General features: G+C 63.4%; 25 protein-coding genes. 12 read left to right on the top strand and 13 right to left on the bottom strand.

Annotated elements, in window-relative coordinates; translation table 11 throughout:
- Positions 1–7 precede the first annotated feature (7 nt).
- The 4 genes from ACVJGD_RS22970 to ACVJGD_RS22955 all read left to right on the top strand — a co-directional run bounded on the left by ACVJGD_RS22970 (position 8) and on the right by ACVJGD_RS22955 (position 4,022).
- Positions 8–1,429: a sodium:proton antiporter gene (locus ACVJGD_RS22970; protein ID WP_456636451.1), complete on the top strand. Its 1,422-nt coding sequence runs from the start codon at positions 8–10 to the stop codon at positions 1,427–1,429.
- 42 nt (positions 1,430–1,471) lie between these two features.
- Positions 1,472–2,569, top strand: coding sequence for a calcium:proton antiporter (locus ACVJGD_RS22965; protein WP_456636450.1), 1,098 nt, complete (start codon positions 1,472–1,474; stop codon positions 2,567–2,569).
- A gap of 139 nt (positions 2,570–2,708) precedes the next feature.
- Positions 2,709–2,993, top strand: coding sequence for a cupin domain-containing protein (locus ACVJGD_RS22960; protein WP_456636449.1), 285 nt, complete (start codon positions 2,709–2,711; stop codon positions 2,991–2,993).
- Between the two features lie 108 nt (positions 2,994–3,101).
- A complete protein-coding gene (locus ACVJGD_RS22955) occupies positions 3,102–4,022 on the top strand; it encodes a hypothetical protein (protein ID WP_456636448.1) in 921 nt (306 codons plus the stop codon).
- 201 nt (positions 4,023–4,223) lie between these two features.
- Here the strand turns inward: ACVJGD_RS22955 and ACVJGD_RS22950 are convergent, their stop codons facing one another.
- Both ACVJGD_RS22950 and rpsU read right to left on the bottom strand, forming a co-directional pair.
- On the bottom strand, positions 4,224–4,880 hold the full coding sequence (locus tag ACVJGD_RS22950) for a tetratricopeptide repeat protein (RefSeq protein WP_456636447.1): 657 nt from the start codon (positions 4,878–4,880) through the stop codon (positions 4,224–4,226).
- Positions 4,881–5,025: 145 nt separating this feature from the next.
- Complete coding sequence (rpsU, locus tag ACVJGD_RS22945; RefSeq protein WP_027579707.1) at positions 5,026–5,325, bottom strand: 30S ribosomal protein S21; 300 nt, start codon at positions 5,323–5,325, stop codon at positions 5,026–5,028.
- A 265-nt stretch (positions 5,326–5,590) separates the two neighbouring features.
- Here rpsU and aqpZ point away from each other — a divergent pair, with 265 nt between their 5' ends.
- A complete protein-coding gene (aqpZ, locus tag ACVJGD_RS22940) occupies positions 5,591–6,313 on the top strand; it encodes an aquaporin Z (protein WP_456636446.1) in 723 nt (240 codons plus the stop codon).
- Positions 6,314–6,345: 32 nt separating this feature from the next.
- On the opposite strand, the gene ACVJGD_RS22935 is transcribed toward aqpZ, so the two are convergent.
- Together ACVJGD_RS22935 and purE are read right to left on the bottom strand one after the other, a co-directional pair.
- Entirely contained in the window at positions 6,346–7,449 is a 1,104-nt protein-coding gene (locus ACVJGD_RS22935; RefSeq protein WP_456636445.1) for a 5-(carboxyamino)imidazole ribonucleotide synthase, read from the bottom strand.
- Positions 7,446–7,934 carry a 5-(carboxyamino)imidazole ribonucleotide mutase gene (gene purE, locus ACVJGD_RS22930; protein WP_456636444.1) on the bottom strand — a complete coding sequence of 163 codons (489 nt, stop codon included), beginning with the start codon at positions 7,932–7,934 and terminating at the stop codon, positions 7,446–7,448. Before purE ends, ACVJGD_RS22935 begins: the two co-directional genes overlap by 4 nt.
- Positions 7,935–8,085: 151 nt before the next feature.
- Between purE and ACVJGD_RS22925 the strand changes: the two genes are divergently transcribed.
- On the top strand, positions 8,086–8,790 hold the full coding sequence (locus ACVJGD_RS22925) for a GGDEF domain-containing protein (protein WP_456636443.1): 705 nt from the start codon (positions 8,086–8,088) through the stop codon (positions 8,788–8,790).
- A gap of 111 nt (positions 8,791–8,901) precedes the next feature.
- On the opposite strand, the gene ACVJGD_RS22920 is transcribed toward ACVJGD_RS22925, so the two are convergent.
- The 3 genes from ACVJGD_RS22920 to ACVJGD_RS22910 all read right to left on the bottom strand — a co-directional run bounded on the left by ACVJGD_RS22920 (position 8,902) and on the right by ACVJGD_RS22910 (position 9,834).
- Positions 8,902–9,153: a hypothetical protein gene (locus ACVJGD_RS22920; protein ID WP_456636442.1), complete on the bottom strand. Its 252-nt coding sequence runs from the start codon at positions 9,151–9,153 to the stop codon at positions 8,902–8,904.
- A 36-nt stretch (positions 9,154–9,189) separates the two neighbouring features.
- Complete coding sequence (locus tag ACVJGD_RS22915; protein ID WP_456636441.1) at positions 9,190–9,387, bottom strand: hypothetical protein; 198 nt, start codon at positions 9,385–9,387, stop codon at positions 9,190–9,192.
- A 243-nt stretch (positions 9,388–9,630) separates the two neighbouring features.
- On the bottom strand, positions 9,631–9,834 hold the full coding sequence (locus tag ACVJGD_RS22910; protein ID WP_456636440.1) for a YdcH family protein: 204 nt from the start codon (positions 9,832–9,834) through the stop codon (positions 9,631–9,633).
- A gap of 244 nt (positions 9,835–10,078) precedes the next feature.
- On the opposite strand from ACVJGD_RS22910, the gene ACVJGD_RS22905 reads away from it, so the two are divergent.
- Positions 10,079–10,264, top strand: a complete 186-nt coding sequence (locus ACVJGD_RS22905) for a YdcH family protein (RefSeq protein WP_456636439.1) — start codon at positions 10,079–10,081, stop codon at positions 10,262–10,264.
- A 94-nt stretch (positions 10,265–10,358) separates the two neighbouring features.
- Here ACVJGD_RS22905 and ACVJGD_RS22900 read toward each other — a convergent pair whose 3' ends face one another.
- A complete protein-coding gene (locus tag ACVJGD_RS22900) occupies positions 10,359–11,456 on the bottom strand; it encodes an NAD(P)/FAD-dependent oxidoreductase (RefSeq protein WP_456636438.1) in 1,098 nt (365 codons plus the stop codon).
- 247 nt (positions 11,457–11,703) lie between these two features.
- Here ACVJGD_RS22900 and ACVJGD_RS22895 point away from each other — a divergent pair, with 247 nt between their 5' ends.
- Both ACVJGD_RS22895 and ACVJGD_RS22890 read left to right on the top strand, forming a co-directional pair.
- A complete protein-coding gene (locus ACVJGD_RS22895; RefSeq protein ID WP_456636437.1) occupies positions 11,704–14,403 on the top strand; it encodes a sensor domain-containing protein in 2,700 nt (899 codons plus the stop codon).
- A 346-nt stretch (positions 14,404–14,749) separates the two neighbouring features.
- Positions 14,750–14,959, top strand: a complete 210-nt coding sequence (locus ACVJGD_RS22890; protein WP_456636436.1) for a hypothetical protein — start codon at positions 14,750–14,752, stop codon at positions 14,957–14,959.
- Between the two features lie 72 nt (positions 14,960–15,031).
- Here ACVJGD_RS22890 and ACVJGD_RS22885 read toward each other — a convergent pair whose 3' ends face one another.
- On the bottom strand, positions 15,032–16,354 hold the full coding sequence (locus tag ACVJGD_RS22885) for a tetratricopeptide repeat protein (RefSeq protein ID WP_456636435.1): 1,323 nt from the start codon (positions 16,352–16,354) through the stop codon (positions 15,032–15,034).
- Positions 16,355–16,563: 209 nt separating this feature from the next.
- On the opposite strand from ACVJGD_RS22885, the gene ACVJGD_RS22880 reads away from it, so the two are divergent.
- Genes ACVJGD_RS22880 through ACVJGD_RS22870 form a run of 3 tightly spaced genes read left to right on the top strand, consistent with a single transcriptional unit; the run spans position 16,564 to position 19,390 of the window.
- A complete protein-coding gene (locus tag ACVJGD_RS22880; RefSeq protein ID WP_456636434.1) occupies positions 16,564–17,664 on the top strand; it encodes an ABC transporter ATP-binding protein in 1,101 nt (366 codons plus the stop codon).
- Positions 17,661–18,575 carry an ABC transporter permease gene (locus tag ACVJGD_RS22875; protein ID WP_456636433.1) on the top strand — a complete coding sequence of 305 codons (915 nt, stop codon included), beginning with the start codon at positions 17,661–17,663 and terminating at the stop codon, positions 18,573–18,575. The genes ACVJGD_RS22880 and ACVJGD_RS22875 overlap by 4 nt, the downstream gene beginning before the upstream one ends.
- Entirely contained in the window at positions 18,575–19,390 is an 816-nt protein-coding gene (locus tag ACVJGD_RS22870; protein WP_456636432.1) for an ABC transporter permease, read from the top strand. Before ACVJGD_RS22875 ends, ACVJGD_RS22870 begins: the two co-directional genes overlap by 1 nt.
- A 4-nt stretch (positions 19,391–19,394) precedes the next feature.
- Here ACVJGD_RS22870 and ACVJGD_RS22865 read toward each other — a convergent pair whose 3' ends face one another.
- From ACVJGD_RS22865 to ACVJGD_RS22850, 4 genes are all read right to left on the bottom strand, one after another.
- Complete coding sequence (locus ACVJGD_RS22865) at positions 19,395–20,246, bottom strand: carbohydrate ABC transporter permease (RefSeq protein WP_454621328.1); 852 nt, start codon at positions 20,244–20,246, stop codon at positions 19,395–19,397.
- A complete protein-coding gene (locus ACVJGD_RS22860) occupies positions 20,243–21,112 on the bottom strand; it encodes a carbohydrate ABC transporter permease (protein WP_456636431.1) in 870 nt (289 codons plus the stop codon). Before ACVJGD_RS22860 ends, ACVJGD_RS22865 begins: the two co-directional genes overlap by 4 nt.
- 71 nt (positions 21,113–21,183) lie before the next feature.
- Complete coding sequence (locus tag ACVJGD_RS22855; protein WP_456640340.1) at positions 21,184–22,569, bottom strand: ABC transporter substrate-binding protein; 1,386 nt, start codon at positions 22,567–22,569, stop codon at positions 21,184–21,186.
- 160 nt (positions 22,570–22,729) lie between these two features.
- On the bottom strand, positions 22,730–24,679 hold the full coding sequence (locus tag ACVJGD_RS22850) for an AsmA family protein (RefSeq protein ID WP_456636430.1): 1,950 nt from the start codon (positions 24,677–24,679) through the stop codon (positions 22,730–22,732).
- Positions 24,680–24,837: the final 158 nt, after the last annotated feature.

Here is a 24,837-nt window from a genome sequence, read left to right as displayed (position 1 = left end):
GTGTGGAATGAAGGCATGGGGTGGTGTGCTTGTCCTGTCGGTGTTGGTGCTGCTGCCGGAGCAGGCGTGCGCCGCGGCGACGCTCGACGGCGCGGCGATGACTTGGCCGTTTGCGCTTCCTTTCGCCGGCCTCTTGCTGTCGATCGCGCTCGGGCCGCTGCTGTTTCCGAAAGTCTGGCATCACCACTACGGCAAGATCGCCGCCGCCTGGTCGGCGCTGACGCTTGCCTCGGTCGCCTGGTTCGCCGGAGGCGCAACCATGCTGGAGAGCTTCGTGCATGCGATGCTCGGCGAATATCTGAGCTTCATCGTGCTGCTGTTCGCGCTCTATACGGTTGCCGGTGGGATCCTGGTGACCGGTGACCTGAGAGGCACGCCCTGGACCAATACGTCCGTTCTCGCACTGGGCACGATGATGGCGAGCGTCGTCGGCACCACCGGGGCCGCCATGATCCTGATCCGCCCGCTGATCCGCGCCAATCTGCTGCGGCCCCATAACGCACATGTCATCGTGTTCTTCATCATTCTGGTTGCCAATGTCGGCGGCGCGCTCAGTCCGCTCGGCGATCCGCCGCTGTTCGTCGGCTTCCTGCACGGCGTCGAGTTCTTCTGGACCACGAAGAACATCTGGCTGCAGACCACGATCGTGGCCGGCATCCTGCTCTTGGTCTTCGTCGTGCTCGATCTCTGGCTTTTCCGCAGAGAACCGGCGGCCCCGCCCGGGGGAGCCGCGCCGATCCGAATTCATGGCCTGATGAATCTGCCGCTGATCGCAGCCATCATTGCCAGCATCCTGATGTCGGCGACCTGGCGGCCGGGAGTAGCCTTCGACGTTCTCGGCACCAGGATGGAGCTGCAGAACCTGGTGCGTGACGGCCTTCTGGTCATGATCGCGCTGCTTTCGCTATGGCTCACCCCGGACGAGCATCGCGAGGCCAACGGCTTCAACTGGGAGCCGATCCGGGAGGTGGCAAAACTGTTCGCCGGTATTTTCACCGCCATCATCCCGGTGCTGGCGATGCTGCATGCCGGGCGTGACGGGTCCTTCGCCTGGCTGTTGTCCGCCGTCACTGAGCCGAACGGTGCTCCGCGGGAGGTCGCCTATTTCTGGTTCACCGGGCTGATGTCCGCGTTCCTCGACAATGCTCCGACCTATCTCCTGTTCTTCGAGCTCGCCGGCGGTGACGCGCAGCAATTGATGGGGGAATTGTCGGGGACGCTGGCAGCGATCTCCATGGGCGCCGTCTACATGGGGGCGCTCACTTATATCGGAAACGCTCCGAACTTCATGGTAGCTGCGATCGCGAACGAGCGCGGCATCAAAATGCCGAGCTTCTTCGGCTATCTTTTCTTTGCTGGTGGAGTGTTGATACCCCTGTTCCTGCTCCTCACCCTTCTACCGATCGCCCCTGTTCTCAGCGTTCACTGAGTGCCGTATGTTGGATCTCCTCGAGCAGCGGAAGGGGAGTTCATGAGCGGACACGGTCCGATGCCGCATTCGGCATGGATTTTCCCGGCGCTGGCGATGGCACTTTTCGCCGCGGCGACCGGCGTGGGCTGGGTGTTTACCCCGTCTCTCGGCGGATGGCTGCTCGCGGCGATCCTGCTCGCCATCCTGTTCGGCACGGTGTTCGCGGCGGTTCATCATGCAGAGGTGATCGCCGAGGAGATCGGAGAGCCCTTCGGCACATTGGTACTGACGCTCGCGGTGACGGTCATTGAAGTCGCGCTGATCACTACGATCATGCTGGGTGACAAGCCGCAGCCGGCGCTCGCCCGTGACACTGTGTTTGCAGTTGTGATGATCGTTTGCAACGGTCTGGTTGGGCTATGCATCTTCATTGGTGGGTTGCACTACCGAGAGCAGGATTTCCAGGTTTCCGGTGCCAACCTTTACCTTAGCGTGTTGTTTGTGTTGGCGACGATAACGCTGATCATGCCGAATTATACGTTGACCACGCCTGGGCCGTTCTATTCGGCCACACAACTGGGCTTTGTCGACGTGGTCACGCTCGCTTTGTACGGCGTCTTTCTCTACATCCAGACCACGCGGCACCGCGATTACTTCGTTGCCGAGTCCGCAAACGATACCGGGGCGCCGAAGAAGTCATCGGGCGCGGTGCTGGCGCTGAGCATTCCGTTGCTCCTTATTTCCCTCCTTGCCGTCGTGCTGCTGTCAAAGAAGTTTTCGCTCGTCATCGATGCCGCCGCGGCGATGATCGGCGCGCCGCCGGCCTTCGCAGGCCTGGTGGTCGCGCTTCTGATCCTCATGCCGGAGGGCGTTGCAGCGACTTCCGCCGCCCGCAACAATGATTTACAGAAGAGCATCAATCTTGCGCTCGGCTCATCGCTTGCGACCATCGGATTGACGATCCCGGCGGTTGGCATCGCCACCTACATGCTGGACAAAGAGCTTGTGCTCGGGCTTAGCGCCCAGAGCACGGTGCTGTTGTTGCTCACCTTCCTGCTGAGCATGCTGACCTTCGGCACCGGCCGCACCAACATCCTGTTCGGCGTGGTGCATCTGGTGGTATTTGCCGTATTCCTGTTCCTGGAATTCCTGCCCTAAAGCGCGATGAGATGGGGATGAATCATCATCATGCTTTAGGTTATTGTTTGAGCATAATCTCCGCGCAAACGCTTCGCGTTTGTCGCGAGGGAAAACCGCTTCACACTTTTCCGGATCATGCTCTAAGGAGACAATGACGATGCTTGCCGCCAAATCCGACGTCCAGGTCGATACCCCCGAGGTCCGCGTCACCGAATGGCGGCTGGCGCCGGGCAGTGCGACCGGGCGTCATATCCATGAGATGGACTATGTGATCGTGCCTGTGACCGCGGGCGAGATGACCATCGTGGCGCCCGGTGGCGAGCGGTCGAAGGCCCAGCTCGGCGTCGGCAAGTCGTATTTCCGCAAAGCTGGGGTGGAGCACGATGTGCTTAACGAAACCTCTACGGAGATCGTCTTCCTCGAGATTGAACTCAAGCCGTAAGCATCCGTGATCGCCGGAACAGGCCGATTGCCATTGATCCGTCGCAGTTGATCCCTCAATGTGCCTCAAAGTTCCCGCATCTAACTGCCCGGCGGGGAGTGGTTGGCAATGCTGAAATACCTGACGAAATTCGTCGTCGACATCTTTCCCTCGGTGGCTGCGACGGTCATCGGGGCCTACATCGTTAACCATTACATCGTAGCCAAACCGGAGGCGCCGGCCGCCGCCGCTGTTTCGACCGCGCAGCCGAAGGCGGCCGCCGCGAGCAAGCCCGTCGAAAAGCCTGCCGAGGTCTCCAATCTCCCCGAAGCTGGCGTGAAGGCCAGGGGCATGTCCGAGCGCACGTTGATGGAGCGCACGGCGTCCGAGAAGGCCACGGTGACCGAGAAGCCGCAAGACAAAGCGCAGGAAAAATCGGCCGACAGCAAGTCCCCAGATGCGCCCGCGGAGACCGCGAGCATCCCTGCCGAGCCGCGCCGTCATCAGCCGGCGACGCGTGAAAAGACGGTGGCCAAAGTCACGCCGCCGCCGGGCCAGACTGCTCCCGCGCCGGCCGCCGCGCCCGCTGCGCCGGGTCAGGCGGTCGCTCCGCCGACACAGACTGAGGCCGTGGCTGCGCCGGAAGAGCGCCGCGACGCCAATGATCTCGCGCGCGCCGCGATCGAGCGGCTGCGCGGCGGCGGTGATGGCGCCCCGCGTGTGCAAGAGACGGCACGCGTGACGGAGGTGCCGCGCGTGCCGGAAGCGTCCCGGGTCGTAACCGCGCCCTCGTTGCGGCCACTGCCGCCGCCAATCATGGTATCGACGCCGCCGAGCGAAGCGTGGGGCCAGACCTCGCAACCCAGGCCTCCCTATCAGGCAGATGCGACCGATGATCCGAATCGCCCGACCCCGCCGGCCGAAATCCCGGCGCGTCCGCCGCTGGATTTGCGCGCCGAGGCCGCCGAACCGGCCAAGGATCGCCCCAACATAGGCGAGGACATGCTGTCGTCGATGAAATCGGTGTTCCACGCCGTCCTGCCGAAATAACTGATTTGAATCGCGCAGGCTGCTCATTGCCTCCACAAACGCGATGGGTCCCCGCGGAAAGCGGGGACCCATAACCACAGGATTTTGTGGTTAGCAGGCTGTCAGTCCGAGTCATCGCAAAACGCAACCCTGTGGTTTTGGGTCCCGGGTCGCGCTCCGCTTGCCCGGGACGACACGGGAGAGAGCACGCGCGTTTAAGGTCTAACCGCCGGTGCGCGCGAGGCCGCTGCGAGCGGTTTCGTCTCTGGGCCGCAATATGATCGCACGGCTATACGAAGCCGCCGCCTTGCTTTTGTCGCCGAGCCTCTCATAGGCCTCGCCGCGCACCGACCAGGCCTCGGCGCTGTTCGGATCGGCCTGTACCGCTTCGTCAAGATCGGCGGTCGCTTCCTTGGCCTTGTTGAGGGCGAGATAGCTGCTGGCGCGCGCCAGCAACGGTTCTGCGCGCTGCGGCGCCAGACCGCTGGCTGCGGTGAAATCCTCGATCGCCTGCTGGTGCTGGTTCTGGCCCTGATAGATCAGGCCGCGGCCATAGAGCGCCTGCGTGTTGTAGGGGTCCAGCGCGAGCGCCTGTTCGAATTCGGCGAGCGCCTGTTCGGTCTTGAAGGATCGCGCGAACTCCTGGCCCCGCGTCGCGTGCTGCTTGGCGTCGCTGATGTTCTGGGGGCTGACACTGCCGGTCGGCTTTTCGGCGGCGACCTGCCTGGGCCTGTCGTTGCCCGATCCCCATGATCCGAGGTCGAATGAGCAGCCGCCCAAGGCGACGCCAAGCAACACAGTAAGCAGGATCGCCGGCCGCGCCATCAGGCGCGGAAAGGGCGAAGCTCCAGAACGGGGGCGGGAGGCCGGAAACGCCATCAACGGAACTGCTCGCGTAATGGAAATGCTCGCGTCTGCAATTCCGTATTCGTAGCCGGGCGCGGCGCAAAATGCACCGGTCAAAAAGCAAAACGCGGACCGCCCGGGCCCGCGTTTTCATTTTCCGAGCTTTACAGAAGTGCGATCAGCGCGGACCGCGGCCGGCGCCCGGGCCACCACGTCCACCGGCGCCGCGGTCACCACCTGCGCCGGCGCCGAACACCGGCTTCGGCTTCATCGGCAACAGGCCTTCGCGCTGCAGCTTCTTGCGCGCCAGCTTGCGGGCGCGGCGCACGGCTTCGGCCTTCTCGCGGGCCTTCTTCTCGGAAGGCTTCTCATAATGACCGCGGAGCTTCATCTCGCGGAAAATGCCCTCGCGCTGCATCTTCTTCTTGAGCGCCTTCAGGGCTTGATCGACATTGTTATCGCGGACGAGAACCTGCACGCGGCATCCTCTTTTCGATTGATCGGTTCGGAAATCTGGCAAAGCCAAGGTCGGCAAAAGGCCAGACCCTTAACCCTAGGCGCGCGCATGTATCAGACAAAATCGCAAATGTCCACCGGTGAAGCACGGTGAAGGGCCAAGTAAAGCCACGAAATGGGGCGAAATTGCCACTTGGCGGCCCTGATTTGGGTGATTCGGTGCCAAATGCTTGGCCGCTCCTGCAGCTTTTGCCGGCTCCGGGAAACAAAATAACGGGAGAACTGGTATGGACACACAAAAATATGCCGCCGAGGCGATCGGCACCTTCTGGCTCACATTTACGGGATGCGGCAGCGCCGTGATCGCCGCTGGCTTTCCGCAAGTCGGAATCGGCCTGGTCGGTGTGTCACTGGCGTTCGGATTGAGCGTCGTCACCATGGCCTATGCGATCGGCCATATCTCCGGCTGCCACCTCAATCCAGCCGTCACCGTCGGGCTTGCCGCCGGCGGGCGTTTTCCCGCCGGCCAGATCCTGCCCTATGTGATCGCGCAGGTGGTTGGCGCGATCGTCGCCGCGGGAGTGCTCTATCTGATCGCGAGCGGCGCGCCCGGCTTCGACGTCGCCAAGGGCTTTGCGTCCAACGGTTATGACGCGCATTCGCCCGGGCAATATAACCTGCTGGTCTGCTTCATCACCGAGGTGGTGATGACGATGATGTTCCTGTTCATCATCATGGGCGCGACCCATGGCAGGGCGCCTGCGGGCTTTGCGCCGCTCGCGATCGGGCTCGCGCTGACGCTGATCCATCTGGTCAGCATTCCCGTCACCAACACCTCGGTGAACCCGGCACGCAGCACCGGGCCCGCATTGTTCGTCGGCGGCTGGGCGCTGGCGCAGCTCTGGCTGTTCTGGGTGGCGCCCCTGATCGGCGGCGCGCTCGGCGGGGTGCTCTATCGCTGGCTGAGCGAGGAGCCGACCGGCATCGTCGAAGGCGCAAGGACGGCTTGATATCAGGCTGAACTCAAGGCACCGGCAGGCGGTTACGTCCTGTCTGCCGGCGCAACTTCCGTGACATGGCCCATCTTGCGGCCAGGCCGCGGTGGGCCCTTGCCGTAGAGGTGCACGGTTGCGCCGGGCACTGTCAGCCATTCCTCATAGCTCAGGATGTCGTCGCCGATCAGGTTGGTCATGGTCACCGCGCCATGGCGGATCGGCTTGCCGAGCGGCCACCCGGCGATGGCGCGGATGTGCTGCTCGAACTGCGAGATCGAGGCGCCGTCGAGCGTCCAGTGCCCGGAATTGTGAACCCGCGGCGCGATCTCGTTGACCAGCACGGTCGGACCGTCCTTGCCCGCCACCACGAACATTTCGACCCCGAGTACGCCGACATAATTCAGCGCATGCGCGATCTTCTCCGCAACCGATAGCGCCTGCGCGGCGAGCTCGCCCGGGACCGCTGCCGGCGCGCGCGAGATCTTCAGGATGTGATCGCGGTGCTCGTTCTCGGTGACGTCGAAACATTCGACCTGACCGTCGGAGGAGCGTGCGGCGATCACGGAGATTTCACGCTCGAACGGCACGAAGGCTTCGAGAATCGCGGATTTGGTGCCGAGCTCTTCCCAGACTTGGTCGATGTCATCGCCCTCGCGGACCATCGCCTGGCCCTTGCCGTCATAGCCGAAGCGGCGCGTCTTGATCACGGCGGGAAGGCCGATGCGCGCAATTGCGGCGCGCAGGGTTTCGAGCGAGGAGACGTCGGCATAATCGGCGGTGCCGATGCCGAGCCGGGTGATGAAATCTTTCTCGATCAGCCGGTCCTGCGTGGTCTCCAGGATCTTCTGCGATGGCAGGACCGGGCGGCGCGCCGCCAGCACCAGGGCGGTCCCGGACGGCACGTTCTCGAATTCGTAGGTGATCACGTCGACGTCATTGGCGAACAGTTCGAGCGCCTCGACGTCGGCGAATTCCGCGCAGGTCGCGTGCTGCACCACGTCGAAGGCGGGCGAATCCGGATCGGGCGAGAATACCTGGCATTTGAGGCCGAGCCGAGCCGCGGCCATCGCCAGCATCCGGCCTAACTGTCCGCCGCCGAGAATTCCGATGGTGTCACCCGGCTTCAGCTTCACTGCTGTCGAAGCCGTCACGCCGATGCCTCCGGATGCTCCTTGACCGCGTCGGTCTGTTCCTTGCGCCAGGCGGCAAGGCGCGTTGCCAGCGCCGGGTCGTTCAGCGCGAGCACGCTCGCCGCCAACAGCGCCGCGTTGATGGCGCCCGATTTTCCGATCGCCAGCGTGCCGACCGGGATACCGGCCGGCATCTGCACGATCGAATACAGCGAATCGACGCCCGACAGCGCCTTGGATTCGACGGGAACCCCGAACACCGGGAGTTCCGTCAGCGCCGCGGTCATGCCCGGCAGATGCGCGGCGCCGCCGGCACCGGCGATGATGACCTTGAATCCGGCCGCCTTGGCGCCCTTGGCGAACGCATACAGCCGGTCCGGGGTGCGATGGGCGGAAATGATCCGCGCCTCAAACGCGAGCCCGAGGGCGGTGAGCGTTTCGGCGGCGTGGCCCATGGTCTCCCAGTCCGACTGGCTTCCCATGATGATGGCTATTGCGGCGGGCATGTCGTCAATTCTGATCGGGAATCCAGAAGCATGGGCCGGATTATAGGAGCGGCCCGTCACTGATCCAAGGCGTGGCAAGGAATCCGGAATGGACTATCCTGTCTTGGTGAATGCGGGCAAGCCTCATCAGCGGGCCTCAACAAGGATGCTTATGAAAAAGAAGAAGAGGGCGGCTGCATCCGGGGCCGCGAAAAGCAAAAGCGCGGCCGCGCGCAAGATTGCGCCACGCCGGGCCCAAGCCGCGCCCGCCCCGGCGCCGTCCACGGCATTGGCCGAGGCCAAGGCGACAATCCGCCGCCTCAAGGCGGAACTGGCTACAGCGCAGGCACAGATTGCGGAACTGCAAGCGTCCGCGGAGACCGACTTCCTGCTGGATATCCTGAACCGGCGCGGCTTCGAGCGCGAACTGAACCGTTCGATCGCCTATATCAAGCGCTATCACGCCAGCGGCGCGCTGGTGATGCTCGACGTCGACCGCCTGAAGCCGATCAACGACACCTATGGCCATGCCGCCGGCGACGCGGTGCTGAAGGCGATCGTGAAGACGGTTACCGGCCAGGTGCGTGCCTCGGACGTGGTCGGACGGCTCGGCGGCGACGAGTTCGCGGTATTGCTCTGGAACCTGAGCGAGACCGACGCCAAGGCCAAGGCCGCGACGCTCGAGCAATCGATCGATCGCCTCACCTTCGATTTCGGTGGCCGCAGCGTCAGCGCGGGCGCCTCCGCCGGCGTTGCGATCCTCGGTCCGCACTCCGACGCGAGCCGCGCGCTGGAGGAGGCGGACAGCGCGATGTATGTGCGCAAGGCGCAGCGGCGGCACGAAGTGGTGGACCAGAGCATTTTCGGTTCTGATTGAATCAGAACCGAAGCTCTAGATTCTAGTTTTGACGCGTTTTCTTCACGCGAACCGGTTCTTCACGCGAACCGGTGTCCACTTCGCTCGAAAACGCTCTGGTAGCGACCGGCTTCACAGGCCGCTGAGATCGTCCGGCACGTTGCCGAATTTCCGCAACAGCCGCGCATCGCCGAACTCGCCGATCATGGGATCGCCGGTGCGGCTGAAAGCGACCGCACCGATGCTGCCCGGCATCCGCGACATCATCTCGGCGCGCCGCAGCGCGGTCGCGGCGCTCTGGCACTCCTCGGCATTGCCCGCGACCAATTCACCGCGATCGTCCTGCACGAAAGGCAGCGCAACGTAATAGGTGATATCGGCCACAGGCGTGCTCCCTGGCTTGCCTCAGGTTGGCTCCCCTCAGGCGGCGTCGTTCTTCGCCTGCGCAAAACAGGTCGCGAGCGCGTCCTGCAATTCCGCGACCTCGGTCTCGAGGAATTCGTTGGCCATGATCAGCGCCTTGATGGTGCTGCGCAGATTGCCGTCGCACATCGCGATCGCCTGGTCGCAGGCCACTTCGTAGCGGTTGTTGTCGGAGAATAATGACGGCACGGGCATGGCGATATTCCTTCCGGTTCTGGCTGGGCGGCCGCACAATGTTCTTATTTTGTTCTAGTGGAGTCAAGAGGGGCGGAAGCGCCTCAAGGCGGCTTGTGATCGATCGTGCCAGGTGCCTGTGGATGTCGGGGACAGCGAGCCAACGTGCGCTGTCGGCAAAGCAGGGGCAAATTCTCTCGTCTCGTCATTCCCGGGCTCGCGCTTTGCGCGCCCCGGAATGACGAAGTGGAGAAAGCCAACGCGTCACGCGATGATGTCGGGCGTGATCTGATCCTCGATGAAGGCGATGCGATCGCGCAATTGCAGCTTGCGCTTCTTGAGCCGCTGCACCATCAAGAGATCCGGCGCCGGCGACTGATGCAGCGCGTCGATGGCCGCGTCGAGATCGCGGTGCTCCTGCTGCAGCCGTGCAAGCTCTGCGTGGAGTTCGCGCTCTTCTTCGGTCATGGCTGTGTACTAAAAAATAGGCACGGTAAGGTTGTGGCCGGATCGCTTAGTATCCGCGTGCCGAAATATCCTCCCTCCACGCTCGCCGCGCAAGTTAAGACGGTTCCATACGCACGTTCCGTTACAGATAAATCCGAAATAGTCGCAGCGCTGATTCGCAATCCCCATCGACAGATAATCTGACTGGTGTACACTTGTTTGTCCTGATCGAAATTGAGGTTTAACCCGCCGAGGAGATTTCGTAATGGCGATACAGGCGCATCTGGTCGAACTGGAACGCAAGCACAAAATTCTCGAAAGCGAACTGCACGAAGCGCTCCTGCACCTATCTACAGACGACCTGCAAATCACCGAACTCAAGCGCCGCAAATTGATGGTCAAGGACGAGATCCAACGGTTGAAACAATCCGCCGACGAGACCTTCCACTAGCCAGTCCCCCGAGTAACATATCGCAACGCACATCTCTTCATGCCGGATGGGCGCCGAAGCGCTCATCCGCGCGAGATGATATTGCTGCGGCTGCTCACACGAGTTCGCCGACGTAATCGGCGATCGCGAGCGACGACGTCAGCCCGGGCGATTCGATACCAAACAGATTGATCAATCCGGTGACGCCGTGATCGCACGGCCCCTGGATCAGGAAATCCTGCGTTGCAACCGCCGGTGGAACAATCTTCGGCCGGATCCCGGAATAGCTTGGCATCAGCGCGCCATCGGGCAGTCCGGGCCAGTATTTGCGGATCGCCGGATAGAAGCGGTCCGCGCGTGCCGGATCGACGGCGTAATCGATGCTCTCCACCCATTCCACATCCGGGCCGAAGCGGGCCTGCCCGGCCATGTCGAGGGTGAGGTGCACGCCGAGCCCGCCGGGCTCGGGGACCGGGTAGATCAGCCGCGAAAACGGCGCCCGCGCGCTGCAACTGAAATAGTTTCCCTTGGCGAGATAGGCGCATGGGATCAATTCCAGTGGCATGCCCTCGATCCCGCGCGCGACCGCCGGCGCCCCGAGGCCTGCGGCATTGACGAGCAGGTCGCATTCCAGCGTCATCGGCGCCTCGCCGCCGGCCTCGATCTCGATCCGGCCGGTCGCGGCTTTGGCGCGGAGCAGCGGGGTGTGGAACGCGAATGCTGCGCCGGCAGCCTCCGCATCGCCCCTGAGCGAGAGCATGTAGGCGTGGCTGTCGATGATCCCGGTGGACGGCGACAGCAGCGCCGCGTCGCAGTTCAGCGTGGGCTCCAGCGCGCGAGCGGCCTCGCCGGAAAGCAGCTCCATGTCGAGCACGCCATTGGCCTCGGCATGGGCGCGGATCGATTGCAGCTTCTCGGTCTCTTTCGGCGTGGTCGCGACGATCAGCTTGCCGCAATTGCGATAGGGGACGCCGTGGTCCTCGCAATAGCGGTAAAGCGCATGCTTGCCGCTGACGCACATCCGCGCCATCAGGCTGCCGGCGCGGTAGTAGATGCCGGCGTGGATCACCTCGCTGTTACGCGAGGAGGTCACGGTGCCGATTCCCTCGGCGGCTTCCAGCACGATCACTTCGCGCCCTGCCTGTGCGAGGCGGCGTGCGACGGCAAGCCCGATCACACCCGCTCCGATGACGACGCAATCAACTCTGTCCATGGATCCTTCAAGTCCGGGAATCGGCGCGAATAAGGTTCTGTTGGTTGTTGTCCATCCGCGCCTTCGTAGCAACGCCCCGGATCGCCTCGAAATGGGCTTCGTGGCGTACCGGCATTAGTGTGGCATTAATCATGTCAGGGCAATTGCCCCAAATTAAGTCACATTTTCCGGTTGCATCACGCGGCGTTTACCCGATCCAAACTGCCAACGCCAGACACTGTAATGCGGAAATCCGCAAGGTGACGGAATGGCTGGCAAGAAGGGGCAGGCAGGCGGGAGGACACTGATTCCGGCGCTGGCCGTCGTGTGTCTTGTTGCTGCGATTGCGCCGGCTGGACCGGCTCTCGCGGCGTCAGCCGGCTTTGCACCATCGAGCTATATCGGCTCGCTTGCGCCCGACCTGCTGTGGGAGTTTCTGATCGGCGGCACCGTCGTCGCCTCCTTCCTGGGTGCGATCACGCTCTCGGTGCTGTCGGCGCTGCGAAGGGCGCAGCGGGTACAGCTCCGGCGCAATGCCTTCGTCAGCTCCGCCCTCAACCACCTGAACCAGGGCGTGGTGATGACCGATGCGCAAAAGCGGATCGTGTTCTGCAACGACCGCTATCTCGAGATCTACGGCCTGTCGCGCGCCGACATACCGCGCGATATGACCGGGCCCGAACTGCTGGAAATGCGCTACAGGCGCGGTTTGATGGATGTAACCCCTGCGGAGTTCTACATCCGGGCCGCCAAGCCCGAAGGGATGGTGACGGAACTGCCCAACGGCAAATCGGTCGTGGTCCGGCATTTCGGGCTGCCCAATGGCGGATCGATCGCGACGCACGAGGATTGCACCGACCAGCGGCAACTGTCGCGCAAGCTCGCATCCACGACCCAGTTCCTGGAATCGGTGCTCGACAACGTGCCGGTCTGCGTGGCTGCAAAAAACATCGAGGATGGCCGCTACATCTTCGCTAACCGCGCCTTCGAGCGGTTCTCGCGCTTCTCGCGCGATCGCATCGTCGGCAAGCGCGCCGACGAGATATTTCGTGCCGAGACCGCCGCCAGCATCGCCGCCGCCGACAAGGCGGCGCTTGAGGCGCCGCAAGGCTTCTTCCGCAACGAGTTCTGGGTCGAGCGTGGCTCGGAGCGGCGCATTCTCGCCTCCAACCGCGTGATCGCGCGCAACGAGCACGGTGAGCCGGAATTCCTGATCGCGCTGTTCGATGACGTCACCGACCGCCGCTCGCTGTCGCGGGAATTGGAGAACGCCAAGAAGTTCCTCGAACTCGTGGTCGACAATATTCCCGTCTCGCTGATCGTCGAGCGCGTCAGTGACGGCCGATACCTGCTCGCCAACCGTTCGGCCGAGACCATCCTCAACCGACGGCGCGAGGATGCCACCGGCCTGACCGCAACCGACATCTTCAATCCGCGCGAGGCCAAGCTGATCATCGCGCGCGACGAGGCCGCGATCAAGAAACGCGGCCTGCTCACCGAGGAACATCCGATCTCGACCAAGGATGGCTTGCGGCTGTTCCTGACCCGCCGCATGACCGTGCTCGACGAGCATGGCGAGCCGCAATACCTGATCAAGACGCATGAAGACGTCACCGATCGGCGTCAGACCGAATCGCGCATGGCCCATATGGCCTATCACGATGGTTTGACCGACCTGCCGAACCGCGCCGCCTTCCTGCAGGCACTGGCGCAGATGATCGAGGCCTGTGGCGGCACCGACGAGGAATTCGCCGTGCTTTGCGTCGACCTCGACGGCCTGAAAGAGATCAACGACGTGTTTGGCCACGCCGTCGGCGACAAACTGCTGATCGAGGTGGCCCAGCGCCTGCAGACCTCGGCGCGCGGCGGCGTGGTGGCGCGCCTCTCCGGCGACGAGTTCGGCCTGATCATCGACGGCAAGCAGCCGGCTGCCGGTATCGTCCTAGCCGAGCAGGTAGCGGAAGCGCTCGCGAAGGAATTCTCGATCGACGGCAAATCGGTTCGCACCGGTGTCACCGCAGGCATCTCGGTATTCCCGCACAATGGCTCGGATGCTGCCTCGCTGCTCGCCAATGCCGGCGCGGCGCTGTTCCGGGCGAAGGCGAAGTCGCGTGGTACGATCTCGATCTACGAGCCGGAAATGGACCAGCAGATCCGCGACCGGCGCGTGCTGCATCAGGACCTCTCCGCCGCGATCAGGAACGGCGAATTGTCGCTCTACTACCAGCCGCTGGCTGCGGCAGGCGCAACGGTGGCCGAGAGCGGCGTGATCGGTTTCGAGGCCCTGGCGCGCTGGCAGCATCCGACGCGCGGCTTCGTCTCGCCCGCCGATTTCATTCCGCTTGCGGAAGAAGGCGGCCTGATCGTCGAGATGGGCGAATGGATCCTGCGCGAGGCCTGCCGCGAAGCGGCCTCCTGGAAGCAGCCGCTGCAGATCGCGGTCAACCTCTCGCCGGCGCAGTTCATGCACGGCGACCTGGTCGGCCTCGTGCATTCGATCCTGCTCGAAACCGGCTTGCGGCCGGACAGGCTCGAGCTCGAAATTACCGAGGGCGTGCTGATCGAGGATTTCGATCGCGGCCTTGCCCTGCTCAGGCGGCTGAAGGCGCTCGGCGTGCGCATCTCGATGGACGATTTTGGCAGCGGCTACTCCTCGCTGAGCTATCTGCAGGCGTTTCCTTTCGACAAGATCAAGATTGACCGCGCCTTTGTCATCAATCTCGGCCGTAATCCGCAATCGGCGGCGATCGTCCGCGCCGTCATCGATCTCGGTCACGGCCTGCAGATGTTGATCGTCGCCGAGGGCGTGGAAACCGAGGAGCAACTCGGCTTCCTGGCAAAGGAGGGCTGCGACGCGGTGCAGGGCTATCTGATCGGCAAGCCGGCGCCGGTCGGCCAGTACGCGGCGTTTGTCGGTGACCCCAGCAATGTCGTCGAGCTTGTCCGCAAGACCGGATCGTCTCGCTAGACGCATTTTCTTCACCCGAGCCTGACCCCTGGGCGCTCGCGGCGTTGATGGCGAACGAGACTTTGGAGCTAGAGCATGATCCGGAAAAGTGGAAACCGGTTTTCCGAAAAGATCATGCTCGAACAAAGAGCTGAGATCATGATCCGATTCGGTCTAATCGGATCATGATCCAGGCGCGTACTCATAAAGCGGGAGAGATGTCCGCGGGCTTCTTCAAACTTCAGCCTGCCATCGTGGGCGTACTGTCCTCGTGGCGGCTTAGGCCGGTTTTAACCATCGGACGTCTTTTACTTTTTCGCATAAGGCCTCCCGCTGTAGCCTTGCAATGGTCAGTGCGGAGGTTGCCGTGGACAAGCGAGATTGGAGCCGCGTCGAGCAGGAACTCGGCGAGCTGATACCGAAGGTGGACAAGTCCCTGGACCAGCAGCCGGCTCCAGCGCAGAGCAGTTTGGCAAACCCGGGTCCGGCATCAGGCGCGGACTCGACAGAGGCGATCCTCGAGCAGATCGCTCAGGCCCTCGAAAGCGACGGAATCGTCAGCAGGAAATCCCCCTGAGCATCGACTTCCGACTCCATCTTGATGTGCGAGCGGCCGGACGACCCGCCGTGTCTTGGCGAAGTTCACGCCCTAGCTGAGGGCCCTGTCTCGACCTGCTTCCCGCGACCACGCTTCGTCGCGATGGGATGGACGCCGGTGCAGCCGTTCGGCGATCAACCTTGTCGCCTTCTCGCCGCGTTCTGCGCGAAGACAGGCCACGATGAACGTATCCTCCCAAAGCTCGCGCTGGGCGTGGCTGCCGCCGATCCGTACCAGTTCCGGCATCAACGGCTCGAGTATGCGGACGGCGCCGTCGTTGTCGCCCGACGCGAATGCCTGGGTGCCGCGGCAGAGACCGATCGCGGAAGCGCCGGGCGCCAGCTTGCCCTCGGCGTGCCGCGCCTCCATTTCTGCAAGCCTTACCTCCAGAGCGCCGCCGCTGGCCGCCGCGGCAGCCAATGCCTGGTGGACGTCGGCAAAATGCGCGCCGGCTTTCGGGAAGAATTTGTCACCGTAGGCGGCAACTTCCTGCCAATGCGATTCAAGCCCGGTCTTTCCTGTCAGCGAGAGCCGCCATAGCAATGAGGCGGTATCCGTCAGGATGTTCAGCGGCGGATAGGGCCGTCCGTGCGGTCTGATGTGCCGCTCATAAATGTCGAGCGCGCCGTCAGTGTCGCCATCCTCGAGCGCGATCAATGCCAGGTGCCAGGCAAGGTGTCCCTGCAGGAAGCTCACCCGGTCGTGGGCCGGCAGCCAGCCGGACAGGAAGGCGCGGCCTTCTGTGGCATCACCCTGCTCGAACAGCGCATGCGACAGGGCGTGGGCTGCGCTGGCATTTGCCGGCTTCATCCGATAAGCGCGCTCGGTCGTGTCACGGCCGGTGACGACGTCGCCCGCCTCGGTTCGCGACCAGCCGAGATAGGTGAGGAACCACCAGTCCTCGCCATAGTCTCTTGCGTAGCGCTCGCAGATCGAAAGCCGCGCCGTGTCATGATCGGGGCGCCCCGAGAAAGCGTAGAGGCCGAAGGCGCCGAGCAGCAGCGACAGGATCAGCGCATCGCGCGAAAATTCCGTGAGGTGCTGTTCGGCACCTTGCAATGCCTGCTTGGTCTGGCTTTCGACGACCGCGGCCACGATCTCGACATGCCGCTGCTCGCGCCGGCTTGCGGTCGCGGCCAGTTGGCGGGCTTTTGCTGCCTTGGCCCGGGCCGCCGCGCCTTCCATGTTGATCTGATGGACGCGGGCGCGCGCCACATGCGCCAGCGCGAAATCGGGATCCTCGGCGATGGCTGCGTCGAGGGCCGCATCCGCTCCGTGCCAGGCCGCAAGGATACGGTCGATGCCGTCACGATAGAGCGCCGCGGCGCGATCGGAAGCGGTCGTCAACGGCAAGTCGTAGCGGTCCCGGTGCATCAGTCGTCCTCCTGACGTGAGGGCGAAGTCTAGCAGAGGCGCGTATGGCAACAATATTGCTGATGACGCCGCGTGAGGCGGTTGAGCCAGTGGCGATCCGCCGCTAGCTTGCGGTCACGACCGGGCTAAAGGGAATCATGGCTGAGGAACTGGCGAAGGCTAAAAACAGGTCGACGACGGAAAACACTGTGCCGCAGAGGGTAACCGCTATGCCGCTGCTGCGCATCGAGGGCGTGACGAAAAGGTTCGGCAACTTCAGCGCGGTCAATCAGCTCTCGCTCGATATCCGCGCCGGCGAATTCTTCGCCCTGCTTGGCCCGAGCGGCTGCGGCAAAACCACGCTGTTGCGCATGCTGGCTGGATTCGAGACCCCGGACGAGGGACGCATCCTGCTTTCTGGCCAAGACATCGCGCAGGTGATGCCGCATGAGCGGCCCGTCAACATGATGTTCCAGAACTATGCGTTGTTTCCGCACCTCTCGGTGCATGACAACATCGCATTCGGCCTGAGGCGCGCCGGCATGGCGCGCGCCGAGATCGCCACGCGCGTCGCCGAGATGATGGCGCTCGTCAAGCTCGACGGGATGGAGAAGCGCAAGCCCGACCAGCTTTCGGGTGGACAGCGGCAGCGTGTGGCCCTGGCGCGCTCGCTGGCACGTCGGCCGCAGGTGCTGCTGCTCGACGAGCCCTTGGCCGCGCTCGACAAGAAACTGCGCGAGAGCACGCAGGCAGAATTGATGGAACTGCAGCGCCGCCTTGGCATGACCTTCATCATCGTCACCCATGACCAGGAAGAGGCGATGACGATGGCGAGCCGGATCGGGGTGATGGACGCCGGCCGCCTGGCGCAGGTCGCGACTCCGCGCGACCTCTATGAGGCGCCGGCCTCGCGCTGGGTCGCCGAGTTCGTCGGCGACGTCAATCTGTTCGAGGGGCAGGTCATCTCCCGCGAGCAGGGCAGGCTGAAGGTCACGACGCGCGAAGCAGGGATCATCACGGTGGCCGAACCGCGCCAGACGGTGACGAAAGAAATCGTCACCGTCGCGATCCGGCCCGAGAAGATCAAATTGTCACGGCGCGGACTGGCGTCGGGCGCCGACGCGTTGCGGGCGATCAATCGGTTCGAGGGCGAGGTCGCGGAGATCAACTATCTCGGCGGCCTCACCGCCTACAGGATCAGGCTCGACAATGGTGCCATTGTGCGCTCGGTGATGGTCAATACCGCGCGGCATGACGTGGACGGCTACGGCTCGAGCGAGCGCGTGGCGGCGTGGTTCGCGCCCGACGACGGTGTGGTGCTCGAGCAATGAGCACGCGCCGTATCTTTGCCCGTCCGGCGCGCTATGCCGCCATCGCGCCATATCTCTGGATGGCGGTGTTTTTCCTGGTGCCGTTCGGCTTCGTGCTGAAGATCAGCCTGTCGCAGACCGCGATCGCACAGCCGCCTTATACGCCGGTGTTCGATCTGAGCGAAGGGTGGGGAGCGTTCAAGGGCGCGTTCGAGCAACTGTCGCTGGAAAATTTCAGGCTGCTGGTTTTGGACAATCTCTACATCCTGTCCTATCTGCGTAGCCTTGTCGTCGCCGTGACCTCGACGCTGATCCTGCTCGTGATCGGCTATCCCATCGCCTATGGCATGGCGCGGTTGCCGCAGCGCTGGCAGGGTGTCGCGATGGTCCTGGTCATCGTGCCGTTCTGGACCTCATTCCTGATCCGCATCTATGCCTGGATCAACATCTTGCAGCATGACGGCTTGCTCAACCGGATCCTGGTCGCGTTGCATTTGTTGTCCGAGCCGGTCGTCTGGCTCTCGACCGACACCGCGATGTATATCGGCATCGTCTATTCCTATCTGCCGTTCATGATCCTGCCGCTCTACGCCACGCTCGCGAAGATGGACCGCGCGCTGCTGGAGGCTGCCGAAGATCTCGGCGCCTCGCCGCGGAAGGCCTTCTGGCTCGTGACCTTTCCGCTGTCGCTGCCGGGCGTTGGGGCAGGGGTCCTGCTGTGCTTCATTCCGATCGTCGGCGAGTTCGTGATCCCCGATCTTCTGGCCGGCTCCAATTCGCTGATGATCGGCCAGACGCTCTGGCTCGAATTCTTCACCAACAAGGACTGGCCGGTGGCGTCTGCAGTTGCGATTGCGCTGTTGCTCCTGCTGGTGCCGCCGCTCCTGCTCTATGACCGGCTGCAGCGCCGGCAGGTCGAGGGCGGACGCTGATGGCACGCACCGTGAACCGGCTTTCGCGCTTCAACATGACCGCACTGGCGCTCGGGCTTGCGTTCCTGTATTTGCCGATCGTGATCCTCGTGATCTTTTCGTTCAATGCGTCGCGGCTGGTGAACGTATGGGGCGGCTGGTCGCTGCGCTGGTACGTCGAGTTCTTCAACGACCGCGCCATGCTCGAGGCCGCCTGGATGAGCCTGCGCGTCGCCGCCGTATCCGCGACATTGGCGACGCTGCTCGGCACGCTCGCGGCCATAGGCCTGGCGCGCGGCGAACGCTTCGTGGGCCGTGCGCTGTTCTCCGGCATGCTCTATTCGCCGCTGGTGATGCCGGAGGTGATCTCCGGACTGTCGCTGCTCCTCTTGTTCGTGGCGCTGAACGCCGAGCGTGGCTTCTGGACGGTGGCCATCGCGCACACCACGCTGACCATGTGCTTCGTCACCGTGGTGGTGCAGTCACGTCTTACTTCGCTCGACCGCAGCCTGGAGGAAGCCGCGATGGACCTCGGCTGCAATCCGGTGAAGGCATTCCTGATGGTGACGCTGCCCCTGATCCTTCCTGCCATTGTCGCGGGCTGGATGCTCGCCTTCACGCTGTCGCTCGACGACGTCGTGATCGCAAGCTTCACCACCGGTCCCGGCTCGGCGACGCTGCCGATCCGGATCTATTCGGAGGTGCGGCTCGGGGTGAAGCCGGAGATCAACGCGATCTCTACGCTGTTCATCGCATTGATCACGGTGCTGATCGTGACCGCCTCGTTCGCCTCGAAACTGTCGAGCTCACAGGGCGAGAGCGCCGCGCCGCTGTGAGCAGTCACGACTTCACCGCGCCCGCGGTGAGGCCGCCAACCATGTAGCGCTTGAAGGCGTAGTAGATGGCGGCCGGCGGCAGCGCGTAGATGAAGCCGGTGGTCATCAACAGCTCCCACGGCGAGTCGTCGGCGGCAAGGAAGTTGCCGAGCGCGACCGGGAGCGTGATATCGGTGTCCTTCGACAGCAGCAGGAACGCGTAGAGATATTCGTTCCAGGCGAGCAGGATCGCGTAGGTGCCGACCGCGACCAGCGAGGGCATCATCAAGGGCACATAGACCAGGCGGAACAATTGCAGCGTGGTCGCGCCGTCCATGGTCGCGGCTTCGTCGAGTTCGACCGGCAGTTTGTCTGAAGCCTGCTTCAGCACCCAGATCGCGTAAGGCGAGGCAATCGTCACCATCGCCAGGATCAGCGACCAGTGACTGTTGAGCAATCCGTAATTGCCCATGGTACGGTACATCGGCACGGCCAGGAACGCGGCCGGGATGAAATAGGTGAACAGCGCCAGGTTCATCACCGCGCGGCCGCCGGGCGCGCGCAATCGCGAGATCGAGAACGCCGCGGCAGTGGCGATGAACAGCGTCAGTGCGCCGGTTGCGATCGCAATCACGGTCGAGTTGCCGAATTGGACCCAGAAGTCGCGCAAGAAGTAATGCTGCTGGCGGAACACGATCTCGAAATTGTGCAACGTCGGATGATCCGGCCAGAGCTTGCCGGAGAACGCGTCCTCCTTCGGCGAGATCGCGAACAGGAACATGTGATAGATCGGCACCAGCGTCCAGATCAGGACGGGGATGCCGATCAGCAGCAGCTTGGCCTCGGTGCCGATCTCGCGCAGGGTAGGCAGCTTCATCGCGACAACCGTTTCATCATGAAATAGACCAGCGGCAGCACCAGCGGCAGCGCGCAGACGATCGAGGCCATTGCAAGATTGAGCTGGTCGAGCCGGAGATAGCGGATGCCGAGCGTCGACAGCACATGGGTGAGGTCGGCCGGTCCGCCGCCGGTCAAGAGATAGACGCTGTTGAAGTCGCCGAGCGTCCAGATCATCGAGAGCAGCGTGCAGGTGACGTACAGCGTCCGCATCGATGGCCAGGTGATGTAGCGGAATTTCTGCCAAAAGCTCGCGCCGTCGACGGCGGCGGCCTCGAACAGGTCGTTGGAGATGGCGAGCCGCCCGGTCATCAGGATCAGCGTCCAGAACGGCAGCGACTTCCAGATGTGCACGCCGATCGCCATGGTCAGTGCTACCGTGGGATCGTTGAGCCAGTTCGGGCCGTCATCGCCGGTCAGGCTGAAGATGATGTGGTTCACCACGCCCCATTCGGGATTGAGCATGAAGCGCACCGACAGGATGGTCGGGATCGACGGCACCGCCCAGGGCAGGATGAACAGCACTGACAGCCACCTGATCCAGGCGCGCTGCTGGGCGAAGAAGCCCGACAGGAACAGCGCGATCAGCATTTTGACGTTGATGCCGATGACGAGGAAGATCAGCGTGTTGACGGCGGCGCGCGCGAAGATCGGGTCATTATAGAGCGCGACATAGCTTTCCGGATGGCGCGCGAGCCATAGCCCGTAACCGACGGGATAGAGCACGAACGCCAGGAACACGAGCAGGTAGGGCGCAAGCAGCACGATGCCCCAGACTTGAGGCGTTGACAGCCGCGACGACAGGGGTGCGCGCGGGATCGCGTGATCGGAAAGCGTGATCGCCATGTCTTACATCGCGTCCTACATCGCCGTGACAGGGAGGCCGGCCGCGGCGACCGTGGCCGGCCTTGTTGACATCAGCCCGCGACCTGCTTGATGCGGGCGATCAGTTCGTCAACCGCCTTGTCCACCGGCACCTTCTCGCTGACGACGCGGTTCATGGCCTTGGCCCAGACGTTCTCATTGTTCAGGATCGTGAACTTGTAGTTCTTGGTGAAATCGAACGGCGTGGTGCCGCCGGTGAACTGGGTGTAGACCGCCTTGCGATGCCGGTCGGCCTGCCAGAACGGGCTCTTCTGGCCGGCGACCGTGACCGGGAACCAGCGGCCGAGCGCACCCTCGACATAGGGTCCGAGATTCTCCTCCTGCAGCAGGAATTTGACGAACTCCTTGCCTTCGGCCTTGTTCTTGGCAGCGGCGAAGATCACGCCGGTCTTGACGTCGGAGCGATATTTGATCGGCGTGCCGTCCGGCTTGTTGGGGAAGGACGCCGTGATGATGGTGTCCTCATAGGCCTTCTTGCCGGCCGCGCGCTGCTCCGGTGTCAGCGCCTGGTTGTTGGAATCCTCGAACCATTTCGCCGCGATCGAGATCGTGAAGTTGTGGGTCATCACGATGGTCTTGTTGTGGAAGGCGACGTTGTTGTCAGGGTCCTTCCAGGTCGTCGAGGAGGGCGGCGTGCAGCCCTTGATGTAGGTGTCGGTGTAGTCCTTCAGCGCGTGGATCAGTCCGTCGCGCACCTTTGGATCGTCGACAAGCAGCTTGCCGTCGTCGTCGACGAGCTTGACGTCATAGGCGTCCATGAAGGTGTAGAACGACTGGAACGAGTCGGTCGATTCCACGCCCATCGGCTGGCCGACGCCGTAGATGCGGTTGCCGGTCGCCTTGCGGATCGCCGGCTGCACCTTGTCGCACCAGAACGACCAGTAATCCGCCCATTTGGTCGGGATGTCGCCCGGCTTGAAGCCGGCCTGCTGCAGCATGTCGCCCCAGATCTGCACATGCATGCTCTGCTGCTTCAGCGGGAAGCCGTAATAGCCCTTCTTCTTGGTCTGGTCGTTGTAGAGGTAGGCGGTCTCCAGCGTGTTCGGGGCGAAGGCCGATTTCATCGGCAGCAGGATGTCGGAGAGGTCCTCGAGCTTGCCTTCGAACGCCCATTTGCCGCCGGCCTGCACGTCATACGTATCGGAGTAGGCGACGTCGGGCACGGTGCCGGAATCGAGCGCGGCCACCGTCTTCGGGATCATGTCCTGGATCGCGTATTGCGACAGCTCGACCTTGACGCCGGTCTTGGCTTCGAACTTCTTGATCGCCTCGAGGAGCGCGTCGTCCTCGGACTTGTAAAATCCCTTGCCCCACCAGACCGTGATCTTCTTTTCCTGCGCCATTGCCGGCGCGGTCGCGTGGATCAGCCCGATGGCGGCGACTGCAAAAGAAAGCGCAGCAATAGCCTTGGATCCCACCTTGAAACTCACATTCTTCTCCCTGTCTTGATGCCGGCTTTTTTAACCGGTTGGATAAAAGACTAGCGCATGGCCGCAGCGTGATCCAGATGGTGCATCGGAATCTTGGCATTTCGCCGGTCGCGTGCTCGCCCTTGAACCACGACGAAAGTCTGAAGGTTCAATTCGGCTTGGCGTTCTCGGCCGCGGTCGGCGTGCTCGGCGCGGATGACGCGGCATCGGCCGGCTGCTGCCGCGCGCCGCCGGTGAATCGCTCGATCACCGAGCGCACGGTGTCGCGGGTCTTGCGATCCTTCACCGCATCGAGCAACCGCGACGACGCCGGCGAGCGGCGGATCAGGCTTTCCGGATCCGGGAACACCAGCGGATCGTCCCACGGGCCCTGTACCACGAACGGAAGGTCAAAACCGTTGCTGCCGCTCGGCGCTGAATTCAGGCTGGCAACGCCTTTCAGATCGTATTCGCGCGACGGCACCGAGGCGGTGCCGGTCAGCGTGATCTTGGCGGCAGGTCCTTCGAGGCGGATGTTCTCGGCGGTGGCGACACCGTCATTGAACCGCACGGCGATCGTCAGATTGTCGTAAGGCGTCGTGCCCGAGCGGAAATTGCCGCCGCCGGACAGAGGCCGTCGCTCCAGCCGCTTCAGGAGCTGCTCGACATTGAAGCCCGCGATCGCACCATCATGGCCGCTCAGCGTCGCCGTGCCATCGAGCGACTGCGCGAGTCCGAACGGGCTGGAGCCGGAGGCGGTCAGCGAGAGGTTGAGATTGCCGCGGCCGGTGAGCTTGCTGATGCCGAATAATTCGCCGGCGCAGGCCTGCAGGTCGACATCGGTGAACTCGAGCTGCGCCTTCACATCGGCGACGGCATCGGAGCGCGCGATCCCGAGCGAGCCCTTGGCGATGCCGCCGTACATCTGCGCTTCCGCGACCGAGAGCGCCAGCGCACCGTTGCGCAAATTGGCGCCGAGCGCGGTGCGCCCGAGCCTGGTCGAGCCGACTGTCACCCGCGCTGCCGACAGGCGCATATCGAGGTCGGTGGCGGAGAGCGCATTCAGATCGAACAACTGCCGGTTCCAGTCGCGCTGGCCGCTCGCGAGCAGACGGAAGGTCGAGATATAGGGCGTGAAATCGAGGTTGCCTGCGGCGAGCGTCGCCTGCAGCGTCTGCCTGCCATTGTTGGCGAAGGTCATCACGCCCTCCGCGACATTGCCGTCGAGCTCGACATTGACGTTGGTGAGCGCCACCGAGCCGCCGACAAGATTGGTGCGCGCCTTCAACGTGAAGCGGCCGAACCCGCCGCCGGCAGGCGGAGCCTGTCCCATCCAGCGCAGCGCGTTGCGCAAGGACACGCTGTCGATGGTGGCGGTGCCCTCCATCATCAGGCTGGTGCGGTTGGCGACTGTGCCGTCGAAGGCGAGCTTGAGCGGCGCGCTGGCGAGCCGCGCCTTCAGCCCCGAGCGGTCACCCGACAACAGCGCGATGAAGTCGCCGGCGCTGATCGAGCCGTCGACGCGCTCGCCGCGCCAGTCGAATTGCCCGGTTGCGGCAAAGGAACGCGAGATCGACGGCCAGGCCAGCGACAGGTCGATGTCGCCGAGCTGTTCGGCGACATGGTTGGTCTCATCCTGGTAATTGAGGATGCCGTCCTGGATGCGGATCTCCGAGAACGACATCTGGTTCTCGGCGCCCGGCTTCATCGCGCGCGCGATCGTATCGATGAACGGCGTCCAGTTGCTGTCGCCCTTGGCGTCCCTGACGACATGGATATGCGGCCGCAGCATCATGACGTCGGCGATCTCGAACCGCCGCAGCAACAGCGGCAGCAGGCGGAGATTGGCAGTGAGCACGTCGACCTGCAGCGCGGGGTCGATGGTGCCGCCGCCCTTCAGCCCGACATCGTGGAACGAGACATAGCTGCCCGGGAACACCGATACGTCGATATGGCCGTTGACGACCAGGTCGAGCCCGGTGACAGCGCGGATCTGCGCCTCTACCGCCCGCTGCAGGGCGTCCCGGTTGAGAAACCAGGACTGCCCGATCAGGCCAAGCAGCGCGAGGCCGAAAAACGCCGCAATCGGCATCCCCAGGCGCTTCATTCCTTGGGCCATCGTCAGTGACATATCCAGGTCGGGTTGAGGTGATCGGATCGTCGAATAAAACTGGGCGGCGCACCAGGCGCCCCTGCCAACCCACGCAACTTGAAGGGTTTTCTTGACGCTTTCAAGGCCGTCATCGCGGTTGTAGGCAGTTGAATGGCCAAACGGGG

The organism is Bradyrhizobium sp. USDA 10063 (assembly GCF_054063735.1).
This window is presented reverse-complemented; position numbering and strand designations above follow the sequence as displayed.

Coding starts and splice junctions, on each gene's coding strand:
- ACVJGD_RS22970 (WP_456636451.1), top strand. CDS start 8: ATGAAGGCATGGGGTGGTGTGCTTGTCCTGTCGGTGTTGGTGCTGCTG.
- ACVJGD_RS22965 (WP_456636450.1), top strand. CDS start 1,472: ATGAGCGGACACGGTCCGATGCCGCATTCGGCATGGATTTTCCCGGCG.
- ACVJGD_RS22960 (WP_456636449.1), top strand. CDS start 2,709: ATGCTTGCCGCCAAATCCGACGTCCAGGTCGATACCCCCGAGGTCCGC.
- ACVJGD_RS22955 (WP_456636448.1), top strand. CDS start 3,102: ATGCTGAAATACCTGACGAAATTCGTCGTCGACATCTTTCCCTCGGTG.
- ACVJGD_RS22950 (WP_456636447.1), bottom strand. CDS start 4,880: ATGGCGTTTCCGGCCTCCCGCCCCCGTTCTGGAGCTTCGCCCTTTCCG.
- aqpZ (WP_456636446.1), top strand. CDS start 5,591: ATGGACACACAAAAATATGCCGCCGAGGCGATCGGCACCTTCTGGCTC.
- purE (WP_456636444.1), bottom strand. CDS start 7,934: ATGCCCGCCGCAATAGCCATCATCATGGGAAGCCAGTCGGACTGGGAG.
- ACVJGD_RS22925 (WP_456636443.1), top strand. CDS start 8,086: ATGAAAAAGAAGAAGAGGGCGGCTGCATCCGGGGCCGCGAAAAGCAAA.
- ACVJGD_RS22915 (WP_456636441.1), bottom strand. CDS start 9,387: ATGCCCGTGCCGTCATTATTCTCCGACAACAACCGCTACGAAGTGGCC.
- ACVJGD_RS22910 (WP_456636440.1), bottom strand. CDS start 9,834: ATGACCGAAGAAGAGCGCGAACTCCACGCAGAGCTTGCACGGCTGCAG.
- ACVJGD_RS22905 (WP_456636439.1), top strand. CDS start 10,079: ATGGCGATACAGGCGCATCTGGTCGAACTGGAACGCAAGCACAAAATT.
- ACVJGD_RS22900 (WP_456636438.1), bottom strand. CDS start 11,456: ATGGACAGAGTTGATTGCGTCGTCATCGGAGCGGGTGTGATCGGGCTT.
- ACVJGD_RS22895 (WP_456636437.1), top strand. CDS start 11,704: ATGGCTGGCAAGAAGGGGCAGGCAGGCGGGAGGACACTGATTCCGGCG.
- ACVJGD_RS22885 (WP_456636435.1), bottom strand. CDS start 16,354: ATGCACCGGGACCGCTACGACTTGCCGTTGACGACCGCTTCCGATCGC.
- ACVJGD_RS22880 (WP_456636434.1), top strand. CDS start 16,564: ATGCCGCTGCTGCGCATCGAGGGCGTGACGAAAAGGTTCGGCAACTTC.
- ACVJGD_RS22875 (WP_456636433.1), top strand. CDS start 17,661: ATGAGCACGCGCCGTATCTTTGCCCGTCCGGCGCGCTATGCCGCCATC.
- ACVJGD_RS22870 (WP_456636432.1), top strand. CDS start 18,575: ATGGCACGCACCGTGAACCGGCTTTCGCGCTTCAACATGACCGCACTG.
- ACVJGD_RS22865 (WP_454621328.1), bottom strand. CDS start 20,246: ATGAAGCTGCCTACCCTGCGCGAGATCGGCACCGAGGCCAAGCTGCTG.
- ACVJGD_RS22860 (WP_456636431.1), bottom strand. CDS start 21,112: ATGGCGATCACGCTTTCCGATCACGCGATCCCGCGCGCACCCCTGTCG.
- ACVJGD_RS22850 (WP_456636430.1), bottom strand. CDS start 24,679: ATGGCCCAAGGAATGAAGCGCCTGGGGATGCCGATTGCGGCGTTTTTC.